Here is a 26,343-nt window from a genome sequence, read left to right as displayed (position 1 = left end):
GGGTTGTCCAAAATTATTGCCATTGCCAATCAAAAGGGCGGTGTCGGCAAAACGACAACGGCTGTCAACCTTGGCGCCTGTCTGTCTACGTTGGGACGTAAAGTGCTCATCGTGGACATCGACGCACAGGGCAATACGACAAGCGGTGTCGGCATTAATAAAGCCGATGTGGAATATTGCATCTATGATATCTTAATCAACGAGATCCACCCCAAACAGGCGATTGTGGATACGGCTCTGCCGAATCTGAAGCTCATTCCTGCGACGATTCAGCTTGCGGGTGCCGAGATCGAGCTGGTGCCGACCATCTCCCGCGAGGTTCGTCTTAAAAAGGCGCTTGCTATGGTTCGCAACGAATTCGATTATATCTTGATCGACTGCCCGCCTTCTTTAGGCATTTTGACGATCAATTCGCTGACGGCATCCGATTCGGTCATTATCCCGATTCAATGCGAGTATTATGCGCTTGAAGGCTTAAGCCAACTGCTTAATACGATTCGACTTGTCCAAAAGCACTTGAATACCTCTCTTCAAATCGAAGGCGTCCTTCTCACGATGTTCGATGCACGAACGAACCTCGGCATTCAGGTCATCGAAGAAGTGAAAAAATATTTCCAACAAAAGGTCTATCAGACGGTTATCCCGCGCAATGTTCGTCTTAGCGAGGCGCCATCGCACGGGCAATCGATCATCACATACGATCCTAGATCCAAAGGGGCCGAGGTTTATCTCGAGCTGGCGAAGGAAGTGATTACGTATGAGCAAGCGGCTAGGTAAAGGGCTCGACGCGCTGATCACGTCGCTATCTATCAAGGAAGACGACAAGATCGTAGAGATTCCGTTAGGGCAGCTCCGCGCGAATCCGTATCAACCGCGCAAGACATTCGAAGAAGAAGCAATAAAGGAATTGGCTGAATCGATTCGCGAGCATGGCGTCATTCAACCGATCATCGTACGCACGGCTCTCCGCGGTTTTGAGATTATTGCGGGCGAGCGGCGATTCAGAGCATCGCAGCTGCTTGGCAACCCGACGATTCCGGCAGTTGTCCGGGCTTATAGCGATCAGCAAGTCATGGAAATCGCGCTCATTGAAAACGTACAACGTGAAGATTTGAATGCAATCGAAGTGGCCATCGCCTATCAATCGATTATGAACCAATTTGCTTTAACGCAAGAAGAGTTGTCGCTTAAAGTAGGAAAGTCGCGTTCTCACATTGCCAACTTCTTACGGTTGTTGGCGTTGCCGGACGAGATCAAAGAGCATGTTTCACGTGGAACATTGTCGATGGGACACGCAAGGGCATTGGCGGGGATTAAAGAGGACGCCAAACGCAAAGATCTAGCGAAGCAGACGCTGGCCAACAATTGGAGCGTACGCGAGCTCGAGAACGCCGTCCAACAGATGGACGCAGTCGTTAAAGGCAAAACCGTTAAGGCGAAAACTAAAAAGCGAGATCCTTATATTGAAGAAATCGAGGAGACGCTTCGCGAGCGGTTCCAGACAACGGTGCGGATCAAGCCGAACAAGGATAAAGGACGCATTGAGCTTGCCTACTTCAGCAAAGGCGATCTGGAGCGATTGCTAGAAATCCTGCAAGCGATCAAAGCATAAGATCTGCCATCCACGATCGTAGGCTCGTGGCGGAAGCGGAGAATAAAACGGCTTCGCGCTTGGAATGCCAAGAGCGAGGCCGTTTTCGTTCGCGGCGCTGTGCGTTCGCCGCTTAGCAGAAGACGTTATATCCTTAGGAAATGAATATAGCAGCAGTAGAGTGAAACGAGGAGGCGCTTCTAATGAAGGAAAGGCCATTGATCTATCTGGACAATGCAGCGACCTCCTGGCCGAAGCCTCCCGGCGTGATGGAAGCCATGGAGAGGGCAATGCGTGAGGCTGCTGCCAATCCCGGCCGCGGCAGCCATGAGATGGCGGTCAAAGCGAGCAGGGTGCTGTTCGAAGGACGCAAGATGCTGGCACGTCTGTTCAAGATCGCAAACCCGAACGACATTGCCTTCATGCTCAATACGACGCACGCGCTGAATCAAGCGATTCAAGGGTTGTTAGCGCCGGGCGATCATGTCGTAACGACAGCGATGGAGCACAATTCCGTACGGCGTCCTCTTGAAGCGTTGAAGCGCAAGCTGGGGATTCAGGTGACCTATGTGCCAGTCGGCGCGGACGGGATATTGAAACCAAACGATGTCAGGCATGCGATCACTCCGGCTACGAAGCTCGTAGCCGTCACGCATAGCTCCAACCTGCTCGGAACGATAGCTCCGATCGGCGACATAGGCGCTGTCACGCGAACGGCCGGCGTGCCGCTACTCGTCGATGCGGCGCAAAGCGCGGGCGTGCTGGAGATCGACGTAGAAGGGATGAATATCGATCTGCTGGCTTTTCCGGGACATAAGGGATTGATGGGACCGCAAGGGACGGGTGGCCTGTACATCCGACCGGATCTGGAGCTCGAGCCGCTTATGCAAGGAGGCACCGGAAGCCGTTCAGAATCGCCTGAGCAGCCTTCTACGAGGCCCGACAGATACGAGGCAGGTACGCCGAACACGATCGGCATAGCCGGCCTTACGGAAGGCGTACGGTTCGTCATAGGCGAGACGGTGCAGCGTGTCCACGCCCAAGAACTAAGCTTGACTCGGGAGCTGATGGCTGGCCTCTCAGAGATACCTGGCGTCCGCCTATTAGGGCCGGGCCCGGAGATCGAGCGTACGGCCATTGTCGCTTTTACGGTGGACGGCGTGGATCCTTCAGAGACTGCATTTTTATTGGACCGCCAGTTCGGCATTGCTGTGCGGTCGGGGTTTCACTGCACGCCGCTCGGGCATGAGAGCGCAGGGACGACGGAGACGGGGGCAGTAAGAGCCAGCCCAGGATATTTTTCGCAGCAATCGGATATTGTATCGTTGATAAGCGCCGTGAAGGAAATCGGAGAAACGCTGCGGGCATAAAGCCGGCAGAATGACGGAAGGCGGTCCGGCGTCCGCGGGGCCGGCCGATCCGGAGAGCGGGGGAGCAATCAAGCGTGAACGGGATAGACGAGGATGCAAGCTTAGCCGCGCTGGGAGGCGCCGGCATGCTGATTTTCATATTGTTGATCTGGGTCATTATCTTAAGCGTCAAGCTATCCAAGCTCGCAAGGGCACACCGGCGAATGATCGGCGAGACCGGCGTGCCGAAGCTCGAAGATGTACTGATGAAGGTTCACGATCGAATGGGGGACGTGCAGGCCAAGCAGGCCGTGCAAGAGGCGACGATGGCGAATCAAGAAAAACGCCTCGCGGCTCTCAAAGGGCGCGTAGGCGTTCATCGGTTCAACGCTTTTTCCGATCAAGGCGGCGAGATCAGCTTCGCGGTCGCCATCGTCAACGAGGAGCAGGACGGCGTTGTCCTGACGGGCATTCATAGCCGGGAGCAGACCTTCTTGTACGCGAAGCCGCTGGCCAAAGGAGAGTCGAGCTATCCCTTGACGCCGGAGGAGAAGGCCGCGATCAGTCAGGCAACGCGTAAGGAATAGGGGCGCCGCGAATATTGCGAATGGCGGTGGAGATGCAGCCGGCGATGATGTCGGCCATCTTCACGACCAGATTGAGTCTCGTATTTTGCAGAACGAAGTATTCCATAAAACCGCCGACGTTCACGATGCCCGTCATATGTATATCGCCGACTGGGGGCAGATCCTTGTTCACGCCGGCGCCCGGACGTACGGGACCCGATGCGAGATGGATGCAGCCGACGCTGGCGACTTGTCCGAGACAAGCGTCGATGGCGATGACATAGGGCTGCTTGGAGTTGCGCATGATGGTGTAGAGCGTCTCGCTCAAATTCATCGCATGCACAGGTTCGTCCAACGTGCCGTAAAGGTCGAACATGCCTTGCGCGTGCCTGGCCAGCGTCGTCCCTACGAGCGGTCCGAGCGCGTCGCCCGTGGACCTGTCGGTGCCTACGCAGACGACGACGATCTGCCGGTCGGAGGGAAGCTGAAGCAGCTCGCGCGTGAGCCGCTCGGACAGCCGCTGCATGACGGCAGGTTCGTTGTAGGGTATTTTCAAAGAGAGCGCGGTGGCTTCCGCCGCATAGCCGGCCCTTTTATCCCAAGCGCCATTCATTCGTCCGCTTCGCCTCCTCCGTGGAATAGTAGTAGTATATGGACGAGAGGGGCAATTTATACTTGTTCGGATCGCATGCTAGCAATCGATGCAAGAAGAGGGAGAGGCCATGGATCCATTAATGATCGCGTTCGACTCGACGCAGCAGGCGCTGCGGGCCGAAATGTTGCTTGAATACGCGGAGGTGGAGATCGATATCCGGCCAACGCCGAAGGAAATTACGGCCGGTTGCGCGCTGTCGATCGAATTCCCGCAAGAAGCGCTGGATGAGGTCAAAAGGATCATCGACGAAGAGAAAGTGGAAATTCGCGGTTTGTTCAAGCGATCGAGCGGCGGCTACGAACGAATCGACTAGAGAGGTGAAGAGAGGATGTCCGGATATCCACAGTCTTTTTTTATTGGAAGGCGCGGGGGAGGCCATTGAAAAAAAACTAACGCTGTGGCAGCAATTTTTGGATGAAATTTGGGATTCGTTAAGCAATACCCACATGTGGATGAGCGTATTGAAGGTCGTGCTGCGGATTCTCGTTATCCTCATCGTCAGCCGGATCGTTCGCATCGTGATCAATCGGGTTGTGGATAATTTCATGAATCCCAAAGCGTCGAAGCGTCTTAAGCTGAGGACAAGACGCGTTCAGACGGTAGGCAAGCTGCTTAAAAATACGGCGACTTATATCATTAACTTCATCGTTCTGCTGCTCGTGCTGAACGAGTTCAATATCAATCTCGCGCCGCTGCTCGCGGGTGCGGGCGTGATTGGGCTCGCGATCGGATTCGGCGCCCAGAGCCTGGTGAAGGATGTCATCACGGGATTTTTCGTCATTCTCGAAGATCACTTCTCGGTCGGAGACGTCATCGAGGTTGGGGGCAAGTTCAAAGGGACGGTCGAGATGATCGGCCTTCGCGCGACGCGAATCCGCAGCTGGACCGGCGAGGTATTCATCCTGCCGAACGGCAACATCTCCGACGTCACGAACTATTCGGTCAATAACGCGCTGGCCGTGGTGGACGTATCCGTAGCGGCGACAGAAAATCTCGATCATATGGTGGAGATCGTGAAAAGCGCCGCGGCGAAATTCGAAGATACGAATATCGTAGGCAGGGCGGAATTCCTCGGCATTCAGTCGGTAACCGCGAGCGACGTGATATTGCGGCTCACGGTGCTGTGCAGGCCCAATACGCAGTCGGCCGTATCCAGGCATCTGAATGCGGAGGTTAAAAAGGCATTCGAAGCCGCGGGCAATCCGCGTTATTATTCGATTGAGGCCATGGAGAGGGCGGGGAGCTGACGGATGGAAAGGAAGGAATTCGGACTCGGCGACATCGTGCAGATGAAGAAGCCGCATCCCTGCGGCGCCAATGAGATGGAGATCATCCGGATGGGGATGGACATCCGGATCAAGTGCGTCAAGTGCAAGCACAGCATCCTGCTGCCCCGGGCGAAGTTTGAGAAAAGCATGAAAAAAATGCTGCAGGCTGCGCCGCGGGAAGAGGGCCATTCGCCCGAAAAAGAAGCGGAATAAGCTTGTACATTTTGATCTCAAAACAGGGTTGCAAGTTGTCCTGAATTGTGATACGATATTCCTTGCTGCGGAGAGGTACCCAAGTGGTCCAAGGGGGTTGACTCGAAATCATCTAGGCGTCGCAAGGCGTGCGTGGGTTCGAATCCCACCCTCTCCGCCATACATAAGACATCAAGCGGTTCCCATTCGGGAGCCGCTTTTTTTGTAGCTAAGCGAAGAGACCCGAATGCAAGATTCGGGTCTCTTCCTCTTCGTGCAGCGCCGTCTATCTCCGCCTTAGCAGGATGACCTCGATTGAGCAAGCCGGATCGATCGCGCGTGCGATTCGGGACAGGGCGACGGCTTCGATGCGGAACACGGGATAGCCGAGCGTGTCGCCTTGGGCCCACAGGCGTTTTAAGTTAAGTTGCGCCGAGACCGCTTCGTTAATATCAGCTGCCCGGCGACTGGTCACGCACGCGATACGGCTGAGGGACAGGCCGAACGTGGGAAAGAGAGAGGCATTCTTAGAGAGATCCATAGCGTTCCTCCTAATCGCGAAGAGATGGGGATGCTGAAAATCGGGATGATTCGTTAGGATAAGACACATTGCATTACGTAGCTCTAAGCTGCCTGGTTATCCGCCGAACGGTTCCATCTGAACACTCTCCCGATCAGCTTGTGGATGTGCTTGGATTCCTTCGTCAGCAGCGGACCGAGAATCGCAAGGATGAGGACGTACAATGCGGCAAAAGGCTGGAGGACGGCGAGCAGCCCGCCGGCCTTCGCCATGTTCGCCATGATGATGGAAAACTCTCCGCGCGCGACGATCGTCAAGCCGACGTTGGAGGAGGCTTTGCTCGAGAGGCCGGCACTGCGGCCCGCCAGAAGGCCGGCGGCATAGATGCCTATCAGCGTGACGACGACGGCGCCAAGGGACAGCCACAGCGCGTCTCCGAGCGTCAGCGGATCGATCGTCAGGCCGAAGCTGAAGAAGAAGATCGCGCCGAAAAAGTCGCGGAAGGGCAGAATGAAGTGCTCGATCCGCTTGATATGCTCGGTCTCGGCGAGCACCAGGCCGAAAAGAAGCGCGCCGATCGCTTCGGCGACATGGATCGTCTCGGAGAAACCGGCGACGAGGAAAAGACCGCCGAAGACGATCAAGCCGAACAGCTCGTTCGAGCGGACGTTCAGCGCCTTGTTCAGGAGCGGGACGCACTTGCGTCCGACGACCAGCATGAAGAGCATGAAGGCGAAGGCGATACCCGCCGAACCGAGGACGCCCCAGACCGAGGAAGAGTCGCTCAAGACGAGGCCGGACAGGATGGAAATATAGACGGCTAGGAAGACGTCCTCAAACATAATAATGCCCAGGATGAGTTCGGTTTCTGCATTCGCGGTGCGTTTCAGATCGACGAGGACTTTGGCCACGATCGCGCTGGAGGAGATCGTCGTGATGCCGGCCATCACCAGCGTCTCCGCCAGCGGAAAGCCCGTCAGGAAGCCGTAGCCCAGGCCCAAGGTGAAGTTGATCGCGATGTAGATCGTGCCGCCGAACGCGATCGACTTGCCCGATCTGAGCAGCCGGCCGACGGAAAACTCCAGTCCGAGGTAGAAGAGGAGAAACAGTACGCCGATCCTTCCCATGAATTCGATGAGCGAGGCGCTCTCGATAAAGCGGAAGTCGAGATACCAGAGTTTAAAAGAATGGGGACCTACGGCCATGCCGATAAGGATATAAAACGGAATGACGGAAAATCGCAGCTTGGCGGAGATGAGCCCTGCGAGCGCGATTAGCGCGACGGCCAGGCCGACTTCGAGGACGAGATGATCCATTTTAAGCCTCCCCGCCGGTCAGGATGCGTTTGAGCGCCTTCAGGTTTTCCCGCTCGCCTGCCGCGATCAGCATGCATTCGGCTGACAGCACGACTTCGGGACCGGGCGCGATATGTTTGGATTGATCTCTCTCGACGATCGCGAGTACGGTTGCGCCGGTATGACGGCGAATCTCGAGCGCGCCGATGGAGATGCCCACGCATGGACTGCGGCACTCCAGCTTGAACCATTCAATAACGAGGTCGTTTAACGCGATCTCGATCGATTCGAGCGTGCGCGGCTTGTAGGTCATGCCTCCGACGATCGCGGCGATCGAACGAGCCTCGTCGTCGTCGAGCGTGATCATGGAGATGCTGTCTTCCGGGTCTTCATAGTCGAAATGGTACAGCTCGCGCCGGCCGTCATCATGAACGACGACGACGAGCCGGTCGCCGCTGCGGGTAAGGATCCGGTACTTCCGACCGACGCCGGGCAGATCCGTCTCTCGAATATCCATGGTTAACATCCTTTCTTCGTTCAAGAATTCTGAAATTGCTTCAGCATCAGTGGGTCATCGGAAAAGAGCATGCGTAAGAAGCCGGAAAGCGCGGAATGGAGCGGGAAGATGCGGAGATTCGCTATGCATGAACAAGGCTTCGCCGCCGATAGGCAGGCTTAAATACACGCGACCCCGAATCGAAGCGCGAGCGAAGCTGACGAAGGGCGGATTAGGAGACGTAAGTGGAGGTGAACTGAAGCGGACGCAACAAGCGTCTGCGCAGCAGAACGTGCACCGAGGCGATGTGCGCGCGGTGGTGGGCGGAAAGACGGTAGGGCAATCTGGACATGCGGACGATCAGCGCAAACAAGAGGACCAGCAGGGGAGCGCCCGGGCGCGGCTTGGCTGCCGTGGGATCGGGCGTACGGGATTGGACGTGCGTATGGAACTCGGTGCCGCGAAGGCCCGATGCTGCGGACTCGCCAGGCGACGATTCGATCGAAGGGGTGGGCGTGGAGAAGATCATGAATACGGCTAGCAGCAGCCAGGCGATCAGATCGCCGGCGGAGCGCGTCGGATTCATTTTAACCATCGGCAGTCCCCCTTTTCGAGTAAACTTTACCAAAGTGTAGCACAGTTTACCATTCGGTATCAAAACCGGAACCTTGACGCTTGTCCGATGCGGATGCGGCGCCGAAACGGAATAACGAAATGACGAAAGACCCCTTGCGGGGTCCTCCGGGCGACGTTAATCGAAGCTGATATTCCCTGTCGTGCTTGACGTTGCCGGTTCATCCCGGCGCTTCGGCTACTTGAAGGCTCGCTAACGCGATAACGTGTATTGCAAGACCATGTCTGCGACACAACCCCTCGCTTCCTACTCCGTCTTCGACGTTCCTCCTGCGGGTTGTTGCCTGCAAAGGTTCAACGGAACCAACACCTCTCTGTTCGTCGCCGGTAATTAGAATGTCCGCATTCGGGGAGCAATATACGCGCCGCTTAAAATTGTTTCACCTTTTTCCACTTGCGGTTGTGATTCGTCGTCTCCGGGAACCGCTCGCCCTTCTCCAGCGTGACGTGCTTCGGGTCCTCGATGTTCATGTGAAAAGCGTCCTCGCTCACTTCCATGTAATGACCGTTGTTCGGCGCGCGGTCGCCCGGCTCGAATTGCGTTTGCTCGCCCATTTTATGATCACCTCCCGGCCTTAGTGTTGCGGGAAAAACCTTGCGGTATGCGGGCGATTGTGATAAAGTATTCAGGTATGCAATAAAAAAGGCATACTCCTTGCTCCTCGGCCGTGGACAGGTTCTACGGTATCGAATCGAGGGGCCAAAGACCAAAAGGAGGTAACGAAGATGCGCAACTACGAGTTGATGTACATCATTCGTCCGGACGTGGACCAAGAGTCCGTTCAAGCTGTCACGGAGAAATTCCAGGGCATCATCGCGAACGGCGGCGAGCTCACGAAGCATGAGGTACAAGGCAAGAAGCGCCTCGCTTACGAGATCAACAAGCACCGCGACGGGACGTATGTGCTGGTTCACTTCACGGCCGAGCCGGCTGTGGTCACCGAACTGGAACGCGTACTCAAGATCACCGACGAAGTCATTCGTCACATCGTCGTACGCGATGTCGCTTAAGGCAGTCGCTTAAGTCAGCACAGCACGCAATACCCGGCGGTTAACGCCGTTCAAGTCGTCACTCGCAGGAGGGGACCGAAGATGTTGAACCGTGTTATTCTGATCGGACGCTTAACCAAAGATCCCGAGCTTCGCTACACGCCTGCGGGCGTGGCCGTAGCCCAATTCACGCTGGCTGTAGACCGCCCGTTCTCCCGCGATTCAGGCGGGGGCGAACGCGAACGCGAGGCGGACTTCATCCCGGTCGTCACTTGGCGCCAACTGGCCGAGACGTGCGCGAACTACCTTCGGAAAGGCCGTCTGGCCGCCGTCGAGGGGCGCATTCAAGTGCGCAACTACGAGAACAACGAAGGTCGCCGCGTCTATGTCACCGAAGTCATCGCCGATAACGTACGCTTCCTCGAATCGCCGAACCGCGAAGGCGGATCGCAAGGACGGGACGAATTCGGCGGAGGCGGCAGCGGTGGCGGCAATAGCGGCGGAGGATACGGCGGTGGCGGCGGGTACGGCGGAGGCAACTCCGGCGGCGGCCGCAGCTCCGGCTCCAGAGGCGGCAACAACCAATCGGATCCATTCGCCGACGACGGCAAGCCGATCGATATATCGGACGATGATTTGCCATTCTAAGACAGGGAAGGACGGTACTATAAATGAGCGAACAACAAGCACCAGCCGCTCGTGAAGAGCGCACCTATACGCCCCGCGAGAACCGCGGACCAGGTGGAGGCGGCGACCGCGAACAACGCGAGCCCCGCAAGTTCCGTCGCGGACGCAACAAGCGCCGCAAAGTTTGCTACTTCACGGTTAACAAGATCACGCACGTCGACTACAAGGACCTGGACCTGCTCCGCAAGTTCATCTCCGAGCGTGGCAAGATTCTGCCGCGCCGCGTGACGGGCACGAAGGCAAAATACCAACGCATGTTGACGGTTGCGATCAAGCGCTCCCGCCAAATGGCGCTGCTGCCTTACACGACCGACTGAGTCGGCTTAACAAAGGAGCCCCCTTTTCTCCGCATCCCGGAGGCGAGGGGGGTCCTTTTTTGCGTTCGCGCGAATAACGTGGAAGCAAGAGGAAGCGCTCTCTCTATTCGCCTTGGAGGCCGCCTGCGGCGCATGGTATAATGGGTTGGAATCGAATCGCAACGCGCTAGAGGAGAGGAACAAATGAATATCGCGTTTTTCCTCCTGCCGAAGCAGGAGGTCGTATGCCTGCCTTCGAACGCCACGCTGCGTCAGACGCTCGAGCGGATGGAGCGCCATCGGTATACGGCCGTGCCCGTGCTCGGCGAGGACGGGAAGTACGTCGGGACCGTTACGGAAGGCGATTTGTTGTGGTATCTCAAAAATCGCGAAGGGCTATCATTCGAGCAAACCGCTCGCATTCCATTATCAGAAGTGCCTCTGCGGACCACGAACAAGCCGGTACAAATCGATGCCAATATGGAAGATCTCATCTCGCTCGCCAAAGGCCAGAACTTCGTCCCGGTCGTGGACGATACCAGCGCGTTCATCGGCATCGTTCGCCGCAGCGATATCATCGACTATTGCGCCGGATCGTTGCTCGGACACGGCATGGATGATAAAAAGGTAAAACGGGAAGCTTAAAGGTGGAAAAGGATGGCATCGCAAGCAGCGGGCGCCATTCGAAGCTACCTTGGAGGCATTCCGCATGAATAAAAAAGAAACCATGGAAAGCGATCGGTTATTCGATCGCGGCCCTGGCGGCAGCATCCATCGCTGTCGCGGCTGTAAAAGGAAGCGGCAGTCCGTTCGGGTATCCGGCACGGGAAGCCGCTTCTTTGAGTCGTCCGGAAAAAGCGGCGCCGGCAGCCCAGCACCGAGGGACCAGCGTAGCGAGCGGGTCGATGCCGGCATCCGTTCTTGCCGATCCCTCCGAGGCGGAGCTAGCTCGCGTGTACGACACCGTCATCGTCGGCGGCAGGGTGATCAATCCGGAGACGGGGCTCGACCGCAGAGGCGTCAACGTCGCCGTCCAAGGCAGCCGTATCGCGCTGGTAACGGATCGGACGGTCAAAGGGCGGCGAACGATCGACGCGCGCGGGCTCGTGGTCGCGCCGGGCTTTATCGACAATTTGTCCTACGACCCGAACCCGCTCGGCGTCTGGAACAAGATCGCCGACGGCGTCACGGCTAACATCGCCATGCACGGCGGCACGGATGCGCCGCGCAAATGGTACCCCTACTACGAGCGCGCGGAGACGCCGCTTCACTACGGCGCTTCCTTCTTCTATACGAAGGCGCGCAATAAGCTGGGAATCGGCCTGTACCAGCCCGCGACTGCCGCGCAAATCCGGCGCCTTGCAGCCGAGGCGGAGCAGGCGCTGCAGGACGGCGTGCTCGGCATCTCGTTCAGCCTGGAGTACGTGCCGGGCATCGGCGCCGATGAAGTGCTGCCGCTCATGCGGCTCGCTTACAAGTACAACGTGCCGGTTTATTTTCACGCGAGATACTCCGACATGACCGAGCCGGGCACGAATATCGACGCGATGAACGAAATCATTGGCTACGCGCGGGAGACGGGCGCATCCGTGCACGTCGACCACATCAACAGTACGGGCGGCACGTTCTCCATGAAGCAGTCGCTCGACATGCTGGCGAAGGCGCGCGCTGAAGGGCTCGACATCACCGCATGCACCTACCCTTACGATTATTGGGGGACGTACCTTAACTCGGCGCGGTTCGACGAGGGCTGGCAGGAGCGCTTCAGGATCACCTACAAGGACCTGCAGATCGCGGGCACGTCGGAGCGGCTGACGGAGACGACGTTCGGCACGTTCAAAAGGGAAGGGAAGCTCGCCGTGGCCTACGCGATCCCCGAGCAGGATATCGAGGACTCGCTGGCCGCGCCCTTCGTCATGATCGGCAGCGACGCCATTCTGGAGCCAGGCAACAACAACCATCCGCGCGCATCGGGCACGTTTGCCCGCACCGTCGGCTTGTACGTGCGCGAGCATCGCGCCATCTCGCTCATGGACGCCGTGGCGAAGATGTCGCTGATGCCGGCCAAGCGTCTCGAGCGGCAAGCGCCGGCGCTGCGGAAAAAGGGACGGATCGCGCGCGGGATGGACGCGGATATCGTGATCTTCGACTACGGGAAGATCGGCGACCGGTCCACGGTCGAGCGGCCGGAACTGCCTTCGGCGGGCATCCGCTACGTGCTGATCGGCGGCCGGCTCGCGCTGGACGGCCAGGGGCTGCACAAGAACGTGCGCGCCGGCGAGCCGATCCGCAGCGAATTTGTCCGCGTGCCCGAAGAGGGGGCAGGCATACTCAAGTTCGAAACGAAGACTTCGCGGACTTCGTGGCCGGCGGTATTCTATCGCGGAGAAGCATATACGGACGTAAGCGTGATTGAAGCGCTAGGCTGCACGCTGAGCTGGGATGGGCGGTCGCATACGTTCATAGCGGAGGCGGGTGTTGAAAACGGATCTGGCGTCAGCGATACGGCGGCAGCCGATCAAGCCTCCATGGCGGAAGGGTTCGTGGCAACAGCTAGAACGGCGCCAGAATCCGGCGAATTGATGCTAGAGCGCGGGCACCGGCTGACTTGGCCGGAGGGAGAGGCCGAGCTGCTGTCGATCGGCATCCGGGACTACGTGCCGCTCGCGGTGCTGATGCGAATGGGCATGGATGTCCGAGAGACCGGACAGCATGTCTGGACAGCCGTCAGGAGGGGATAGCGATACGCCTCGCCTCGCGAGTCCGTCTTCGCTCCCGCAGAGTGACCACCCAATATAGCTGCACCGGCGGTTGAACCGGTGCGGCTTTTTGATTTTCGCAAGGGCAAGAGCCTGACAAGAAAGGAATATTCAGGCGGTCCGGGACCGCACGCGCGCCGCCTTAGACTAGCAAATGCCATTGTGGGAGCGGCGAGTATATGTGCTATAATGATGGATACAGCTTTAGCGCGATATTCGCATGCGGCAGCCGTCAGACAGGGATTTTTTCGGAGGAGGGACACGACTTGTCTTCAATCGATCAGAATCTGGATGTCGCCGGGAGAGCCCGGTCTATCGAATGGCTTAAGAGCGAGGTGCTGGACCAGGTATCCCGTCTGTTCAAGGCCATGTGGGAAGGCAGCACCGCTCGCATCACGGACAGTCTGTCCGGGCTCATCGCGAGCGCGTACATCCTTGGCCGCCGGCTGGGTATCTCTTACCGCGACCTCGACAAGGCGGTCGAAGACAAGCTTAGCCGCCTGAAGCAGGAGGGACATCAGCTGGAGGATCAGTACCGCGACCTCTCGGCGCTGGAAGAACACATTCGCAAGAGGTGAAAACTCGTTGAACACGGCCTTGAAGTCGCTGGCCTGGAGTGCCGTGGCGCTGCTGATGCTGCTCAGCGTCGCTACCCCGTTAAGCGGTATTACGATATTTTTGTTGATGACGCCGATGGTCGTGCTCTATACGATGCTGCGGCCCGTTTCGTTTGCCGTCCATATCGCTGGCATCGCCGTGCTGGCCTTCCTCATCCTCGGCAGCTCCGGTGCGCTGGCGCTTACGTTCGGGTTTTTCTTTCTCGTGCCTTCGATCGTCATGGGGCATTTATACAAAAAGCGGGTTGCCGCTAAAACAGTCGTCACGGTAGGCTTCATCATCCTGCTCGCGCAGCTGGTGACGGAGCTTACGCTGTTCTCGATCCAATACGACATTGACTTTACTGCGCAGCTCGCGTCCTTTCTGGACGAGCGCATCCAGGAGCTACAGGCAAGCAACATGCTGACGGGGGACTGGACCGGCACCGCACAGGCGTTCGGCGAGGCCGTCGTGCGCCTGCTGCCGATGCTGCTTATGCTTTGCTCGTTCCTGCTGGCGATCATTACGCACGGCATCTCCCGCAGGGTGCTCGCCTGGTCGGGCATCGTCGTGCCCGCGCTGACGCCGATGCGCAGCTGGATGCTGCCCAAGAGCACGGTGCTGCTGTACGTGATTGTCTGGATCATCCAGTTTACCATGCCAGCGAACAGCTCCAATTTCTGGGCGGTAGCTTCGGACAATGCGGTACCCGTTCTGGACTTCTTGTTCCGCATTCAGGCGCTCGCGTTCTTCTTTTACTTAGCGCATCAGAAGAAATGGTCGAATGTCGTACCCGTCTTGATCGCGATCCCGTTGTTTCTCATTCAACCGTTGTATTTGATCGGTCTGCTGGATACGGCGTTTCCGCTGCGCCGTTATTTTGACAAGAAGTAGGGGAGCGAAGCCACAATGCCCAAATTTCTCGTTCAGCGGTGGCACGGCATGCACAATGTCTGGGCGCTCGCTCTTATCTTCTTGCTCACGGCCGCGCTGACCTGGTTCTACTGGCCCCTGGGGATCGTCGCACTGGTGGCGGGAGGCGCCGTCGGCGTCTTCTCGCTGCTCGCCGAGCGGGCTTTTCGCAAGGAATGGAACGACTACGTGCTGACGCTGTCCTCCCGCATCCGGGGCGTCGGCACGGAGGTCGTCGGAGGATTGCCTTTCGGTATTATTCTTTATAACGAAGACCGCGAGGTCGAATGGCACAACGGCTTCATATCCAGCGTCATGGAGCGAACGTCCGCTGTCGGCGCGCCGCTGTCGGAGCTGTTCCCCGGCATCCAGCAAGCGAAGGAAAAAGACAAGACGCTGGGCCGGTGGGAGACGACGCTGAACGGCCGGGTGTATGAACTCCTGTTCCGCCCGACGGAGCGCATGCTGTTCGTCACGGACGTGACCGATCACTGGACGCTCTCGAAGCGCTACGAGGACGAAAAGCTCGCCATCGGCATCGTCATGATGGACAATCTCGAAGAAGTCGCCCAGGGCATGGACGAACAGCAGCGGGCGCTTATGCTGTCCAAGGTGACGGGCGAGATCAACGAGTGGGCGCAAAAGTACGGCTTGTTCTTGCGACGGCTGTCGTCAGACAAATATATGGTCATCGCGAACCAGGCGGCGCTCAAGCTGCTGGAGCAATCCCGGTTCGAGCTGCTCGACGAGGTGCGCGAGATCACGATGAACCTGAAGCTGCCGATGACGCTGTCGATCGGCTTCGCCTCGGGCGCGGACAACATCGCGGAGCTAGGCCAGCTCGCGCAGGGCAGCCTCGATATCGCGCTCGGTCGCGGCGGCGACCAGGCGGTGGTCAAGTTCGGCCAGCGGCAGAGCTTCTACGGCGGCAAGAGCAACGCCGTGGAGAAGCGCACGCGCGTACGTGCGCGCGTCATCTCGCATGCGCTGCGCGATCTCATGAAGGAGAGCGACCATATCATCATCATGGGGCACCGCATGCCCGATATGGATTCGATCGGCGCGGCCATCGGGGTGCTCAAGGCGGCGCAGCACGTCGGCAAGGAAGCCTTCATCGTGCTCGAAGGCGTGAATCCCGCCATTCAGCGAATGATGCATATGCTCAAGGAAGACGAAAAGCTGATCCGCCGCTTCATCACGCCCGAGCAGGCTTCGCAGCTCACCGGCAAGCGTTCGCTGGCGGTCGTCGTCGACACGCACCGGGCGTCGATGGTCGCCGAGCCCAAGCTGCTCCAGCAGACGGATCGGATCGTCATCGTCGACCACCACAGGCGCAGCGAGGAATTCATCGAGGACGCGGTGCTCGTCTACATGGAGCCGTACGCTTCCTCGACCTGCGAGCTCGTTACCGAACTGCTCCAGTATATCCACGAACGCATCGTCCTCGACGTGCGCGAGGCGACGGCGCTGCTCGCCGGCATCACGGTCGATACCAAGAGCTTCGCGATGCGCACCGGCTCGCGGACGTTCGAAGCGGCTTCGTTCCTCCGCCGCAACGGCGCCGATCCGGCGTTAATTCAGAAAATGCTCAAGGAAGACCTGGAAGAATACATCAAGAAGGCGGAGATCATCCGCAACGCGGAGACGTACTACGACTATATCGCGATCGCGGTCGCCGATCCGGCGAAGCCGGTGCCGCAGCTATTGATCGCGCAGTCGGCCGATACGCTGCTTAATATGACGGGCATCAAGGCATCGTTCGTCATCGCCCAGCGTCCGGACGGCACGGTTGGCGTCAGCGCCCGTTCGCTCGGGCAGATGAACGTGCAGGTCGTCATGGAGCGTCTCGGCGGAGGCGGCCATCTGACGAACGCGGCCTGCCAGGTGCAGGGCACCGTCCAAGAAGTCGCATCGAAGCTTAAAAAAAGTGCTTAACGATATTAACGGGGAAGAGGGTCTTTTCGAATGAAAGTAATTTTCCTGCAGGACGTCAAGGGTCAAGGCAAGAAGGGCCAAGTCAAGGAAGTGTCGGAAGGCTACGCGCGCAACTTCTTGCTGCCGAAGGGCTACGTGCAGATCGCGACCGACGGCGCCAAGAAGACGCTCGATCAGATCCAGGCATCCGTCGACAAGAAAAAGATGCAGGAGAAGGAAGACGCGAAGGCGCTCGCGGCCAAGCTCGGCGAGATGACCGTCGTCATCAAGGCGAAGGCCGGCGAAGGCGGACGCCTGTTCGGCGCCATCACGAGCAAGCAGATCGCCGAAGCGCTCGAGAAGCAGAAGATCACGATCGACAAGCGCAAGATCGAGCTGGACGAACCGATCCGCACGCTCGGCGTCACCCAGGTGCCGCTCAAGCTGTACCCGGACGTCAAGGGTACGCTGAACGTGCAGGTCACGGAGGAGTGACGGCATGAGCGAACGGGGCGATCAACTGACGTTCGATCGCGTACCGCCTCAGAACCTCGAAGCGGAGCAGGCGGTACTCGGCGCGATCTTGCTCGAGTCCGAAGCGCTTATCACGGCGATGGAGCGGCTGAACACCGAGGACTTCTACAGCGTCGCGCATCAACGGATTTTCGAGGCGATGGTCGACCTGAACGAGGACAACCAGCCGATGGACCTCATCACGATCACCGCGACGCTGCGCGACCGCGGCCAATTGGAGGAAGTCGGCAGCGTCTCGTATCTCGCTAAGCTGGCGAGCGCCGTACCGACGGCAGCCAACGTGGACTACTACGCGCAGATCGTCGAGGAGAAGGCGATGCTGCGCCGGCTCATCCGCACGGCGACGCAGATCGTCTCCAGCGGCTACGCCTCCGAGGACGACGTCGGCGCGCTGCTGAACGACGCCGAGGCGCGCATCATGGAGCTATCCAACCGCCGCGCGGCGCACGGCTTCATCAGCATCCGCGACGTACTCATGGACGTGTTCGAACGAGTCGAGTTCCTATTCAACCACAAGGGCGGCACCACGGGCATCCCGAGCGGATTCATCGACTTGGACAAGATGACGTCCGGCTTCCAGCGCAATGACCTGATCATCGTCGCCGCCCGTCCTTCGGTCGGCAAGACTGCCTTCGCGCTCAACATCGCCCAGAACGTGGCGGTGCGCGCGCAGGAGACGGTCGCGATCTTCAGTCTCGAGATGTCGGCCGCGCAGCTCGTCCAGCGGATGATCTGCGCGGAGTCTAACGTGGACGCCGGGCGCATGCGAACCGGCTTCCTCGAAGGCGACGACTGGGAAAAGCTCTCGATGGCAATCGGCTCGCTGTCCGAGGCGCAAGTATATATCGACGATACGCCGGGCATTACTGTAGCGGAGCTTCGGGCCAAATGCCGCCGTCTCAAGAAGGAAAAAGGGCTCGGCATGATCCTGATCGACTACCTGCAGCTCATCCAGGGCCGCGGCAAAGCCGGGGAGAACCGGCAGCAGGAAGTCTCCGAGATCTCGCGTACGCTCAAGCAGATCGCCCGTGAACTCGAAGTGCCGGTCATCGCGCTGTCGCAGCTGTCGCGGGGGGGTCGAGCAGCGGCAGGACAAGCGTCCGATGATGTCCGACCTTCGGGAATCGGGATCGATCGAGCAGGACGCCGACATCGTCGCGTTCTTGTACCGGGACGACTACTACAACCACGATACCGAGAAAAAGAACATCATCGAAATCATCATCGCCAAGCAGCGTAACGGGCCCGTCGGCACCGTAGAGCTCGTCTTCCTGAAGAACTTCAACAAGTTCGTCAGTCTGGACCGGGCGCACGGGGAAGCGATGGTCGGCAGCGCTTCCTGATGGCGAAAATCCGAACATTTCCGAACGATCACGGGTGCCCCATCCGGATCGTTCGGTTTTTTTATTTGACTTGAACGCTTTAGCTTGCTAAACTCAGACAATGCCGCGATAGCGGCCATTTGCCGTCCATCGGGGGAGAGGACTCTTCCCGGTGCGTTGTCGCGTGCGCTCGAAGTCGGCGCCCTCGGCATCCTCGCATCCGTGCGGGCGGCACTAATCATGCCGGCTGGCCAAGCGCCGATACGCCGGATGGAGGGATTGCATTGTCTACAGTAGTTGTTGTAGGAACGCAGTGGGGAGACGAAGGCAAAGGCAAGATCACGGACTTCCTGGCGGAAAAGGCAGACGTCGTCGCCCGCTATCAGGGGGGCAACAATGCCGGACATACGATCCTCATTCAAAACAAAAAGTATAAGCTGACGATGATTCCTTCCGGCATTTTTAACGAAAACAAAGTATGCGTCATCGGCAACGGCATGGTTATCAATCCGGCCGCGTTGGTGGAAGAACTCCAATATATTCGCGACAACGGCTTCAGCACGGACAATCTGCGCATCAGCGACCGTGCGCACGTCATCATGCCGTACCACCTCGTGCTCGACGCGCTCGAAGAGGACCGCAAGGCCGACAACAAGATCGGCACGACGCGCAAGGGCATCGGGCCTTGCTACATGGACAAGGCCGCGCGCAACGGCATTCGCATCGCCGACCTGATGGATGCCGAAGAGTTCACGCTCAAGACGCGCCGTCTCGTAGCGGAGAAGAATCAAGTCATCGAGCAAATGTACGGCGGCGACAAGCTGGACGCCGAGCAGATCATCGCCGATTACCTCGAGCTCGCCGAGGTGCTGCGCCCGCTCGTGACCGACACGTCCGTCGTGCTGAACGACGCGATCGACGCCGGCCAGAAGGTGTTGTTCGAGGGCGCCCAGGGCGTCATGCTCGATATCGACCAAGGCACGTATCCGTTCGTGACGAGCTCCAATCCGTCCGCAGGCGGCGTATGCATCGGCTCGGGCGTCGGCCCTTCCAAGATTCAGCAAGTCATCGGCGTAGCCAAGGCCTACACGACGCGCGTCGGCGACGGTCCGTTCCCGACCGAGCTGCATGACGATCTCGGCCAGTGGATCCGCGACAAAGGCCACGAGTACGGCACCGTCACGGGCCGTCCGCGCCGCGTCGGCTGGTTCGACAGCGTCGTCGTCCGTCACGCCCGCCGCGTGAGCGGCATCACCGGCCTGTCGCTGAACTCGCTCGACGTTCTTAGCGGCCTCGAGACGGTGAAGATCTGCACCGCCTACAACTATCGCGGCCAGCTGATCGAGCACTACCCGGCCAACCTCAAGATGCTCGCCGAGTGCGAAGCCGTCTACGAGGAGCTCCCGGGCTGGAGCGAAGACATTACCGGCGCCAAGACGCTCGAGGATCTGCCGGAGAACACCCGCCGCTACGTGCAGCGCGTCTCCGAGCTGACCGGCATCCCGATCGCGATCTTCTCCGTCGGCCGCAATCGCGAGCAGACGAACCAAGTTACGGAGATCTACGCTTAATCGAAAGCATAGCTACCCATAGACCTTAGATTATCTCAAGCTCTCTTGCCCTCCCCTCGCGGATCGGCGGGGGAGCTTTTTTTATTTCCGAAAAATGGTTTGCATGGGAATGCCTGAAATTGTATAATGTGTACTAGTTGAAGTGGTACACATAAAAGGAGCTGACCCTTTTGCCTTATGATACGAATCGATGAGAGGAGTCCGACGCCGATCTACGAGCAGATCGTGCAGAGCTTCAAAGCGCTGATCGCGAAGGGAGGTCTGGCGGAGGGCGATCGGATCCCCTCGGTACGAGAGCTGTCGGCGACGCTGCTCGTCAACCACAATACGGTGGCCAAGTCGTACCAAGAGCTCGAACGCCAAGGAGTCATCGTGTCGCTGCGGGGCAAAGGCGCATTCGTGACGAAGGCCGCGGAGGAGCCCGGCATGGAGCGGGAGCGGCTGCTGCGTCTGCGCGCCGAGCTGCGACGCATCGCGGTCGAGGCCCATCATCTGGGCATCGGAAGCGACCGTCTCCAGGCATGGCTGACGGAAGAAATGCAAGAGTACGGGAGGGATCGAGATGCTTGAGGCGAGCCATCTACGCAAGAAGATTGACGGCAAATCGGTGCTGACAAACGTAAGCTTCGAGCTCGGAGAGGGCCGGGTAGCCGGTTTGATCGGGCGCAACGGCGCCGGCAAAACCACGCTTCTCAAGGTGATGTCCGGCATCCTCGACCCCGACGGCGGAGAGGTGCTGTTCGAAGGCAGATCCGTCCACCAGGAGCCGGAGGTCAAGCGCGAGCTGGTGTTCATTCCGGACACGCCGGAAGCTTGGTACGGGTATACGGGATGGGGGGCCGCGTATATGTTCAGTCAGATCTATCCGCGATTCGATCCTGCCTACTTTAAAGATACGATGAATCGGTTTGGTCTGCCGCTCGACCGCAACATCCGCCGCTTCTCCAAAGGCATGCGGATGATGTTCAGCACGGCGCTGGGCTTGTCTACGCGCGCGAAGCTCGTGCTGCTGGACGAGCCGACCAACGGCATCGATCCGATCGCCAAAAAGCAGGTGCTCACCTTGCTGATGGAAGCGGCAGCGGACGGCATGTCGCTCATCGTCTCGTCGCATCTGCTGGAGGAGCTGGAGCGGATGACCGATACGATCCTGCTGATGAGATCGGGCAGCGTGGAGACGCATGACTCGGAAGGTGCCGCCGAGGGCATCGTTACGAAGCTGCAGGTCGTCTTTCAGGGCGAAGTGCCCGAAGCGTGGCTGTCCTCCCCCGACGTGCGAGTGCTCGATCATATCGGCCGCGTGTATACGCTGCTGTTGAACGGCGCTCCCGGCAGTGTCGCCGTCGCCGAGCTGGAGGCGATGATGCCGCTGCTCATGGAGCCACTGCCCGTCCGTTTGGAGGATCTGTACGTGTGGAAGCTTGGAGGTGAGTCGGATGAGGGATAATGCCATTGCCTGGCTGAAGAGAATGCGTCCGCTTCTCGGCAGAGAATATGCGCAAGCGCGGCTGTTTATTTTTGCGGTGCCGATCGTGCACTTCCTCACGCTGGGATTGCCGCGAATGAACCGATGGTTATGGAGCGGCTGGACGCGGGAGTCTGTGAAAGACTATATGTTCAGTACCGCGGGCAATCCAATCCATAGAATCTATGAAAATGGCATACACGAAGTTGCAGGACGGTATTGGCTGCTGCTGGCGGCCTTCGTGCTGGCGCTCGTCCAGCTCGGCGTGGAGCGGCGCAATGGCTCGCAGGAGCTGTTATTCTCGCTGCCGTATACGCGCGGACAGATCTTTTTTGGCCAAGTGGCTGCTTGGCGCTTCGTTGTTCGGAGGCTCGCTTCTGCTGAACACGGTGATTGACGCCTTCGTGGTGGCCATCTCGTCCGCATCGAACTATTTGCGCGTCGACTATTTCGTCTTTCAATTTGGCTATTCGTTGCTTGTTGTGCTGGCTGGTTACTCCTGCGCACTCCTCATCGGGGCGTTAACAGGCAGCGTCGCCTCCCAGACGATCCTCACCTGGGTGTTGGTCGCGCTCCCGATCGTGTTCGTCGAGCTGCTCGACTTTTCGCTGCAGGCGCATGGCATCTACATGCCCAGGCAGGGCGGGTACGATTCCTACTCGCCGGTCATGTGGGGAGATATGCTCCGGGCATGGTTCAATTTTTTCAATTATGCGTCCGCGCAGTACCCGGATATTACGTGGACGAATGCGCTGTCTCTGCTGGCAATCACGATCGTCAGCTTTGCAGGGGGCCTTTTCGCCTACAGCCGCAACCTGACGGAGAACAACGGCAAACTGATGATTTTCAAAAGAGGGGAGATAGTCCTGCGATTCGGCTTCGTCCTCTGCGTTTCCATGGTGGCGGGTTTACTCGGCACAGAACTGTTCAGGCTTAACGCCGGCGAGCGGCTCGGTTACGATATCGGCTTCGTGCTGGGCTGCGTGCTGAGCACCATCGGCATTCGCAAGCTGCTGCTTATGCGATTCAAATACTAGTCTGGCGCGCGCGGTGGCTATTGAGTCGATTTTGCGCCTTTTGAAGGATATCCCCTTCGGTCAGGGAACGGGTCTCCGTTGCTGATGGAGGGGGATTTTGCATATGCCGGCCTCCAGTGATCTGTGGATTAGCCGCCTGAACGAGTCGCCTGAGTTCCTGATCGAAAGGGATAACGACAAACCGCTAAGCAGGGTGTGTTCCTGACTGGAGGGGATATGGATCAAACGCTGCACAACGACCGTTCCTGACCGAAGGGGATACCGTTAAAACGCTGCGCACAGCCATTATTATTTGCCTGGGGCGGAATGCCGTTCCTGCCGATTGCCCATACTGATGCTATGAAACTTCATAGAGTAGGAGGGCGCATCATGTGGAAGTGGATCGGCTGGGCGGGGCAATTAATCGGAGCGGCGCTGCTCGTCAGCTTCTTAAGCATCTGGACGACGGGCTATATCGTGACGAGTTACGTGCAGACGGCACTGGCAGATTACGGCATTACGCTGGATGAGCAGCCATTTGCGATGAGCGGCGTATGGGGCAAGCTGTGGGGAGCGGATGGCGAGAAGAACGCGGCGCAAGAGGAAAAAAAGGATTCAACAGGAAGCGACGCTGACGAGCAGGCAGTCGGAACGCCGGAGGCGCCGAAGTCACCTGATGCCGAAGCGGAAGCGGGGAAGGATGAGAAGGGCGCGTCAGCTTCACCCTCACCCGATACGCATGCGGCAGCCGGGAGCGGTGGAACTGCAGCTACGCCAGCCAGCGATGCGGAGAGCGTGCCATCGCCGGAGCCGGGACCGGAGCCGAGCGGATCGGTGACGAACGGGCAAGCGGCAGGTTCGCAGGGCGATACGGGCGAGGACAGCCTGCAGGGCGACGGGGCGGTCCCCGTATGGAACGCGGAAAACGGCTCGTCTGCGGTCTCCGGGCTTACGGACGAAGAGAAGCAGCAGATTTATTCCATCGTGGTCAGCAAGCTGACGAGCGATCAGCTGGCCCAGCTGACAGGGCTGATTCGCAACGGCTTGACCGACGAGGAGGTGCCCCAAGTGGAGGCGCTGCTGAAGCCTATTTTGAGCGACGAAGAGTATGCGACGATGATGGAGGCGCTGAAGGTGCCGCAGGCACAGTAGTCTATTTTTGATGAGAGAATTCTAAGCCCCGTTTCATTGATAGCCCGATAGACGCTATGCTACAGTGTGGAAGATGTCGCTTTTTGTAAGCGGCAATTAATCTTACATAGCGATCAAGGAGTTATCTATGAATAACGGCAGCAGAAGCAAGCGAATTGCGGGAGCCGTCAAGGGAGCGGCCGTCTGGGTCAAGCGCCGGGCGGGACGCAAGACCGCGATCGTCGTATGCGCGGCGGTCGTCGCGGCAGGCGGAGGCACGGTACTGGTCAAGCAGCATATCGAGGCCCATACGTTATCTTATTCGGAAGTATGGATCGGCGGCGAGCATGTCGGGGACGTCGGCGACCGAAGCGTCATCGAGCGCAGCGTCGCCGCCAAGGCGGCCCAGCTGGCCCAGGCGGGCAGCGATATCTTGTACGAGCTCGATGAAGGGCAGATCGTATATAAGGATGCCGAGGCCTACGGCAAAAAGCTGGACGACGCGGCCGTGGCGGCCCAAGTCGGCGATGCGCTGAAGACGCACCCGACCGGCGTCAAGCTGATGGTCGACGGCAAGGCGATCGCGGTCGTACGGGACAAGGAGACGGCGGAGCGCGTGCTGGAGCAGATCAAGGCGCACTATGCGCCGGCGCCTGCAGCAGCGACCGCGAAAAGCGCGAAGAAGCCTGCCGCGAAGGAAGTCCGGTCGCTGTCCTTCAGCGCGCAAGCTTCGGCGTCGGGAGACGAGCTCCCGGCAGCAGGCAGCGGACAAGCCGCCGCGTCGGGCAAGGCGGCGCCAGCGGCCGACGACAGCGCGACCTTCGAGGAGACGGTGGCGATCGCGGAGCCGGCCGAGATCGATGCCAGCCAGATCGAGGACGACGAAGCGCTCGTCAAGCGGCTGATCGCGGGACATACCGTGCAGCGCGTCTATACGGTGAAGGCCGGCGATTGCATCGGCTGCATCGCGGACGAGCAGCAAGTGTCCGAAGATCTCATTTATCAGAACAATCCGTGGATCGAAGAAGACAAAATCAAGATCGGCGACCGGCTGAACCTGACCGTCCAGGAGCCGCTCCTGAACGTCCGTTCGGAAGAAACGGTGATGCAGACGGAGACGATCGACGCGCCCCTAGAGATTCGCCAGACGGACGAGCTCAAGGCGGGCGTATCGAAGATCGTCAGACCCGGGTCCGCCGGCAAGCGAATCGTCACCTACAAGCTGCTGCAGCGCAACGGACTCGTCATCGAAGAAGAGCAGGTGTCGACCAAGGTGGTGACGCCGGCCCTCTCGACCGTCGTGCTGAAGGGCACGAAGGTGACGCCGAGCGAAGGTTCGGGCAACTTCATCTGGCCGGTAGCGGGCCACAGGATCACGAGCTACTACGGCAAGCGATGGGGAAGGCTGCACAAAGGCTTCGACATGGTCGGCTCCAGCAGCGTGAAGGCCGCCGACAACGGCGTCGTCGAACTCGCAGACGACAGCATGAGCGGTTACGGCAACGCCATCATTATCAATCATAACAACGGTTATAAGACGCTGTACGGTCATCTGAGCAAGATTAACGTCAAGGCCGGGCAAGTCGTCGAGCAGGGCGAAGCCATCGGCGTGATGGGCAATACGGGCCATTCCTTCGGCACGCATCTGCACTTCGAAGTCTACTTGAACGGCAAGCTGAAGAACCCTGCGGATTATTTGTAAACATTTACCCATGCAAACGCCCTTCGAAACGCGCTTTCGGAGGGCGTTCTCTGTTGGGCAGAAACCTAGGGTATGTTAAAATAAGGCTAATCATAGCCGCCGGACGATAAAGTTCCGAGGAAGCGGGATAGGGATACGGAGGCCAGCGCATGCCGGGCAAAATTCTGGTCGTGGACGACGAGCGGCCGATCGCCGATATATTGAAGTTCAACCTGGAAAAAGAGGGCTACGAGGTCATCTGCGCCTTCGACGGCGGGGAGGCCGTGCAACTCGCTTTCGAGCACGATCCGGACCTGATCCTCCTCGATCTCATGCTGCCGGTCAAGGACGGGATGGACGTCTGCCGCGAGGTTCGCAGCCGGCTGTCAACGCCGATCATCATGCTGACGGCCAAGGATACCGAGCTGGACAAGGTGCTGGGCCTCGAGCTGGGCGCGGACGACTACGTCACCAAGCCGTTCGGCACGCGGGAGCTGCTCGCGCGCGTCAAGGCGCATCTGCGCCGCCAGCGCAAGCTGGACGAGCCCCGCGGGGGGAGCCGAGCAGGAGACGGAGCCGGAGCGGCAGGGCCTCAAGCTGTTCAATCTTTTTATCGATACGGATATGTACGTCGTATACAAGAACGGCCAGCCGTTGGATCTGACGCATCGCGAGTTCGAGCTCGTGCATTATTTGGCGCGCAACAGCGGAAAGGTCATGACGCGAGAGCATCTGCTGCAGGCCGTCTGGGGCTTCGAGTACTTCGGCGACGTGCGGACGGTGGACGTGACGATCCGGCGGCTCAGAGAGAAGCTCGAGGACGATCCGAGCAAGCCTGAGCTGATCATGACCCGCAGAGGCCTCGGCTATCTGATGCGCAGTCCGAAGATGGCGGGCGGGTAC

Annotated in this window: 28 protein-coding genes, 1 tRNA gene and 3 pseudogenes; 26 read left to right on the top strand and 6 right to left on the bottom strand. The window is 58.9% G+C overall.

Annotated elements, in window-relative coordinates; translation table 11 throughout:
• The first annotated feature begins 3 nt into the window (after positions 1–3).
• From OMP38_RS33760 to OMP38_RS33745, 4 genes are all read left to right on the top strand, one after another.
• On the top strand, positions 4–777 hold the full coding sequence (locus OMP38_RS33760) for a ParA family protein (RefSeq protein ID WP_090116856.1): 774 nt from the start codon (positions 4–6) through the stop codon (positions 775–777).
• Positions 758–1,612, top strand: coding sequence for a ParB/RepB/Spo0J family partition protein (locus OMP38_RS33755; RefSeq protein WP_277568935.1), 855 nt, complete (start codon positions 758–760; stop codon positions 1,610–1,612). Before OMP38_RS33760 ends, OMP38_RS33755 begins: the two co-directional genes overlap by 20 nt.
• 182 nt (positions 1,613–1,794) lie before the next feature.
• Entirely contained in the window at positions 1,795–2,961 is a 1,167-nt protein-coding gene (locus OMP38_RS33750; RefSeq protein ID WP_277568934.1) for an aminotransferase class V-fold PLP-dependent enzyme, read from the top strand.
• Positions 2,962–3,035: 74 nt separating this feature from the next.
• A complete protein-coding gene (locus OMP38_RS33745) occupies positions 3,036–3,527 on the top strand; it encodes a DUF4446 family protein (RefSeq protein ID WP_277568933.1) in 492 nt (163 codons plus the stop codon).
• Here OMP38_RS33745 and yyaC read toward each other — a convergent pair.
• Positions 3,502–4,119, bottom strand: a complete 618-nt coding sequence (gene yyaC, locus OMP38_RS33740; protein ID WP_277568932.1) for a spore protease YyaC — start codon at positions 4,117–4,119, stop codon at positions 3,502–3,504. The genes OMP38_RS33745 and yyaC overlap by 26 nt on opposite strands.
• Positions 4,120–4,228: 109 nt before the next feature.
• On the opposite strand from yyaC, the gene OMP38_RS33735 reads away from it, so the two are divergent.
• From OMP38_RS33735 to OMP38_RS33720, 4 genes are all read left to right on the top strand, one after another.
• On the top strand, positions 4,229–4,474 hold the full coding sequence (locus tag OMP38_RS33735) for a putative Se/S carrier protein (RefSeq protein ID WP_277568931.1): 246 nt from the start codon (positions 4,229–4,231) through the stop codon (positions 4,472–4,474).
• A 139-nt stretch (positions 4,475–4,613) separates the two neighbouring features.
• Positions 4,614–5,408 carry a mechanosensitive ion channel family protein gene (locus tag OMP38_RS33730; protein ID WP_277568930.1) on the top strand — a complete coding sequence of 265 codons (795 nt, stop codon included), beginning with the start codon at positions 4,614–4,616 and terminating at the stop codon, positions 5,406–5,408.
• Between the two features lie 3 nt (positions 5,409–5,411).
• The gene (locus tag OMP38_RS33725) at positions 5,412–5,642 is read left to right on the top strand and encodes a DUF951 domain-containing protein (RefSeq protein WP_277568929.1); all 231 of its coding nucleotides are present in this window, start codon (positions 5,412–5,414) and stop codon (positions 5,640–5,642) included.
• A gap of 69 nt (positions 5,643–5,711) precedes the next feature.
• Positions 5,712–5,802, top strand: a tRNA-Ser gene (locus tag OMP38_RS33720).
• 105 nt (positions 5,803–5,907) lie between these two features.
• On the opposite strand, the gene OMP38_RS33715 is transcribed toward OMP38_RS33720, so the two are convergent.
• The 5 genes from OMP38_RS33715 to OMP38_RS33695 form a co-directional block, all read right to left on the bottom strand.
• Positions 5,908–6,162, bottom strand: coding sequence for a hypothetical protein (locus OMP38_RS33715; protein ID WP_277568928.1), 255 nt, complete (start codon positions 6,160–6,162; stop codon positions 5,908–5,910).
• An 83-nt stretch (positions 6,163–6,245) separates the two neighbouring features.
• On the bottom strand, positions 6,246–7,457 hold the full coding sequence (locus OMP38_RS33710; protein ID WP_277568927.1) for a cation:proton antiporter: 1,212 nt from the start codon (positions 7,455–7,457) through the stop codon (positions 6,246–6,248).
• A gap of 1 nt (position 7,458) precedes the next feature.
• Entirely contained in the window at positions 7,459–7,953 is a 495-nt protein-coding gene (locus tag OMP38_RS33705; RefSeq protein WP_277568926.1) for a cation:proton antiporter regulatory subunit, read from the bottom strand.
• 211 nt (positions 7,954–8,164) lie between these two features.
• Positions 8,165–8,527, bottom strand: a complete 363-nt coding sequence (locus OMP38_RS33700) for a hypothetical protein (protein ID WP_277568925.1) — start codon at positions 8,525–8,527, stop codon at positions 8,165–8,167.
• A 407-nt stretch (positions 8,528–8,934) separates the two neighbouring features.
• Positions 8,935–9,120, bottom strand: coding sequence for a YjzC family protein (locus OMP38_RS33695; protein WP_090116849.1), 186 nt, complete (start codon positions 9,118–9,120; stop codon positions 8,935–8,937).
• A gap of 171 nt (positions 9,121–9,291) precedes the next feature.
• On the opposite strand from OMP38_RS33695, the gene rpsF reads away from it, so the two are divergent.
• The 18 genes and pseudogenes from rpsF to yycF form a co-directional block, all read left to right on the top strand.
• A complete protein-coding gene (rpsF, locus tag OMP38_RS33690; RefSeq protein ID WP_271751162.1) occupies positions 9,292–9,576 on the top strand; it encodes a 30S ribosomal protein S6 in 285 nt (94 codons plus the stop codon).
• Between the two features lie 81 nt (positions 9,577–9,657).
• On the top strand, positions 9,658–10,203 hold the full coding sequence (ssb, locus tag OMP38_RS33685) for a single-stranded DNA-binding protein (protein ID WP_277568924.1): 546 nt from the start codon (positions 9,658–9,660) through the stop codon (positions 10,201–10,203).
• Positions 10,204–10,226: 23 nt separating this feature from the next.
• The gene (rpsR, locus tag OMP38_RS33680; protein WP_217596509.1) at positions 10,227–10,559 is read left to right on the top strand and encodes a 30S ribosomal protein S18; all 333 of its coding nucleotides are present in this window, start codon (positions 10,227–10,229) and stop codon (positions 10,557–10,559) included.
• Between the two features lie 183 nt (positions 10,560–10,742).
• On the top strand, positions 10,743–11,183 hold the full coding sequence (locus tag OMP38_RS33675) for a CBS domain-containing protein (RefSeq protein ID WP_277568923.1): 441 nt from the start codon (positions 10,743–10,745) through the stop codon (positions 11,181–11,183).
• A 194-nt stretch (positions 11,184–11,377) separates the two neighbouring features.
• On the top strand, positions 11,378–13,279 hold the full coding sequence (locus tag OMP38_RS33670; protein ID WP_277568922.1) for an amidohydrolase family protein: 1,902 nt from the start codon (positions 11,378–11,380) through the stop codon (positions 13,277–13,279).
• A 293-nt stretch (positions 13,280–13,572) separates the two neighbouring features.
• A complete protein-coding gene (locus OMP38_RS33665) occupies positions 13,573–13,875 on the top strand; it encodes a MazG-like family protein (protein ID WP_177244283.1) in 303 nt (100 codons plus the stop codon).
• 7 nt (positions 13,876–13,882) lie between these two features.
• The gene (locus tag OMP38_RS33660; protein ID WP_277568921.1) at positions 13,883–14,788 is read left to right on the top strand and encodes a DUF2232 domain-containing protein; all 906 of its coding nucleotides are present in this window, start codon (positions 13,883–13,885) and stop codon (positions 14,786–14,788) included.
• 15 nt (positions 14,789–14,803) lie between these two features.
• A pseudogene (locus OMP38_RS33655) lies at positions 14,804–16,775 on the top strand (DHH family phosphoesterase).
• Entirely contained in the window at positions 16,772–17,215 is a 444-nt protein-coding gene (gene rplI, locus OMP38_RS33650) for a 50S ribosomal protein L9 (RefSeq protein WP_277568920.1), read from the top strand. Before OMP38_RS33655 ends, rplI begins: the two are co-directional and overlap by 4 nt.
• Before the next feature lie 4 nt (positions 17,216–17,219).
• Positions 17,220–18,597, top strand: a pseudogene (dnaB, locus tag OMP38_RS33645) (replicative DNA helicase).
• Between the two features lie 263 nt (positions 18,598–18,860).
• Positions 18,861–20,147 (top strand): adenylosuccinate synthase, encoded by a 1,287-nt coding sequence (locus tag OMP38_RS33640; protein ID WP_277568919.1) that lies wholly within the window; start codon positions 18,861–18,863, stop codon positions 20,145–20,147.
• A gap of 177 nt (positions 20,148–20,324) precedes the next feature.
• Positions 20,325–20,717 (top strand): GntR family transcriptional regulator, encoded by a 393-nt coding sequence (locus OMP38_RS33635; RefSeq protein WP_277568918.1) that lies wholly within the window; start codon positions 20,325–20,327, stop codon positions 20,715–20,717.
• The gene (locus OMP38_RS33630) at positions 20,710–21,594 is read left to right on the top strand and encodes an ABC transporter ATP-binding protein (RefSeq protein WP_277568917.1); all 885 of its coding nucleotides are present in this window, start codon (positions 20,710–20,712) and stop codon (positions 21,592–21,594) included. Before OMP38_RS33635 ends, OMP38_RS33630 begins: the two co-directional genes overlap by 8 nt.
• On the top strand, positions 21,584–22,009 hold the full coding sequence (locus tag OMP38_RS33625; RefSeq protein ID WP_277568916.1) for a hypothetical protein: 426 nt from the start codon (positions 21,584–21,586) through the stop codon (positions 22,007–22,009). Before OMP38_RS33630 ends, OMP38_RS33625 begins: the two co-directional genes overlap by 11 nt.
• The gene (locus tag OMP38_RS33620) at positions 21,945–22,649 is read left to right on the top strand and encodes a hypothetical protein (RefSeq protein WP_277568915.1); all 705 of its coding nucleotides are present in this window, start codon (positions 21,945–21,947) and stop codon (positions 22,647–22,649) included. The genes OMP38_RS33625 and OMP38_RS33620 overlap by 65 nt, the downstream gene beginning before the upstream one ends.
• A gap of 369 nt (positions 22,650–23,018) precedes the next feature.
• Positions 23,019–23,780: a hypothetical protein gene (locus tag OMP38_RS33615; protein WP_277568914.1), complete on the top strand. Its 762-nt coding sequence runs from the start codon at positions 23,019–23,021 to the stop codon at positions 23,778–23,780.
• A gap of 127 nt (positions 23,781–23,907) precedes the next feature.
• Positions 23,908–25,461 carry a LysM peptidoglycan-binding domain-containing M23 family metallopeptidase gene (locus tag OMP38_RS33610; RefSeq protein WP_277568913.1) on the top strand — a complete coding sequence of 518 codons (1,554 nt, stop codon included), beginning with the start codon at positions 23,908–23,910 and terminating at the stop codon, positions 25,459–25,461.
• Between the two features lie 149 nt (positions 25,462–25,610).
• A pseudogene (gene yycF, locus OMP38_RS33605) lies at positions 25,611–26,340 on the top strand (response regulator YycF); the annotation flags it as partial.
• Between the last annotated feature and the right edge of the window lie 3 nt (positions 26,341–26,343).

Origin of the sequence: Cohnella ginsengisoli (assembly GCF_029525555.1) — a bacterium.
Classification (GTDB): Bacteria; Bacillota; Bacilli; order Paenibacillales; family Paenibacillaceae; genus Cohnella; species Cohnella ginsengisoli.
Note: the sequence above shows the minus strand (reverse complement) of the source record. Positions and strands in the feature narration are given on the sequence as shown.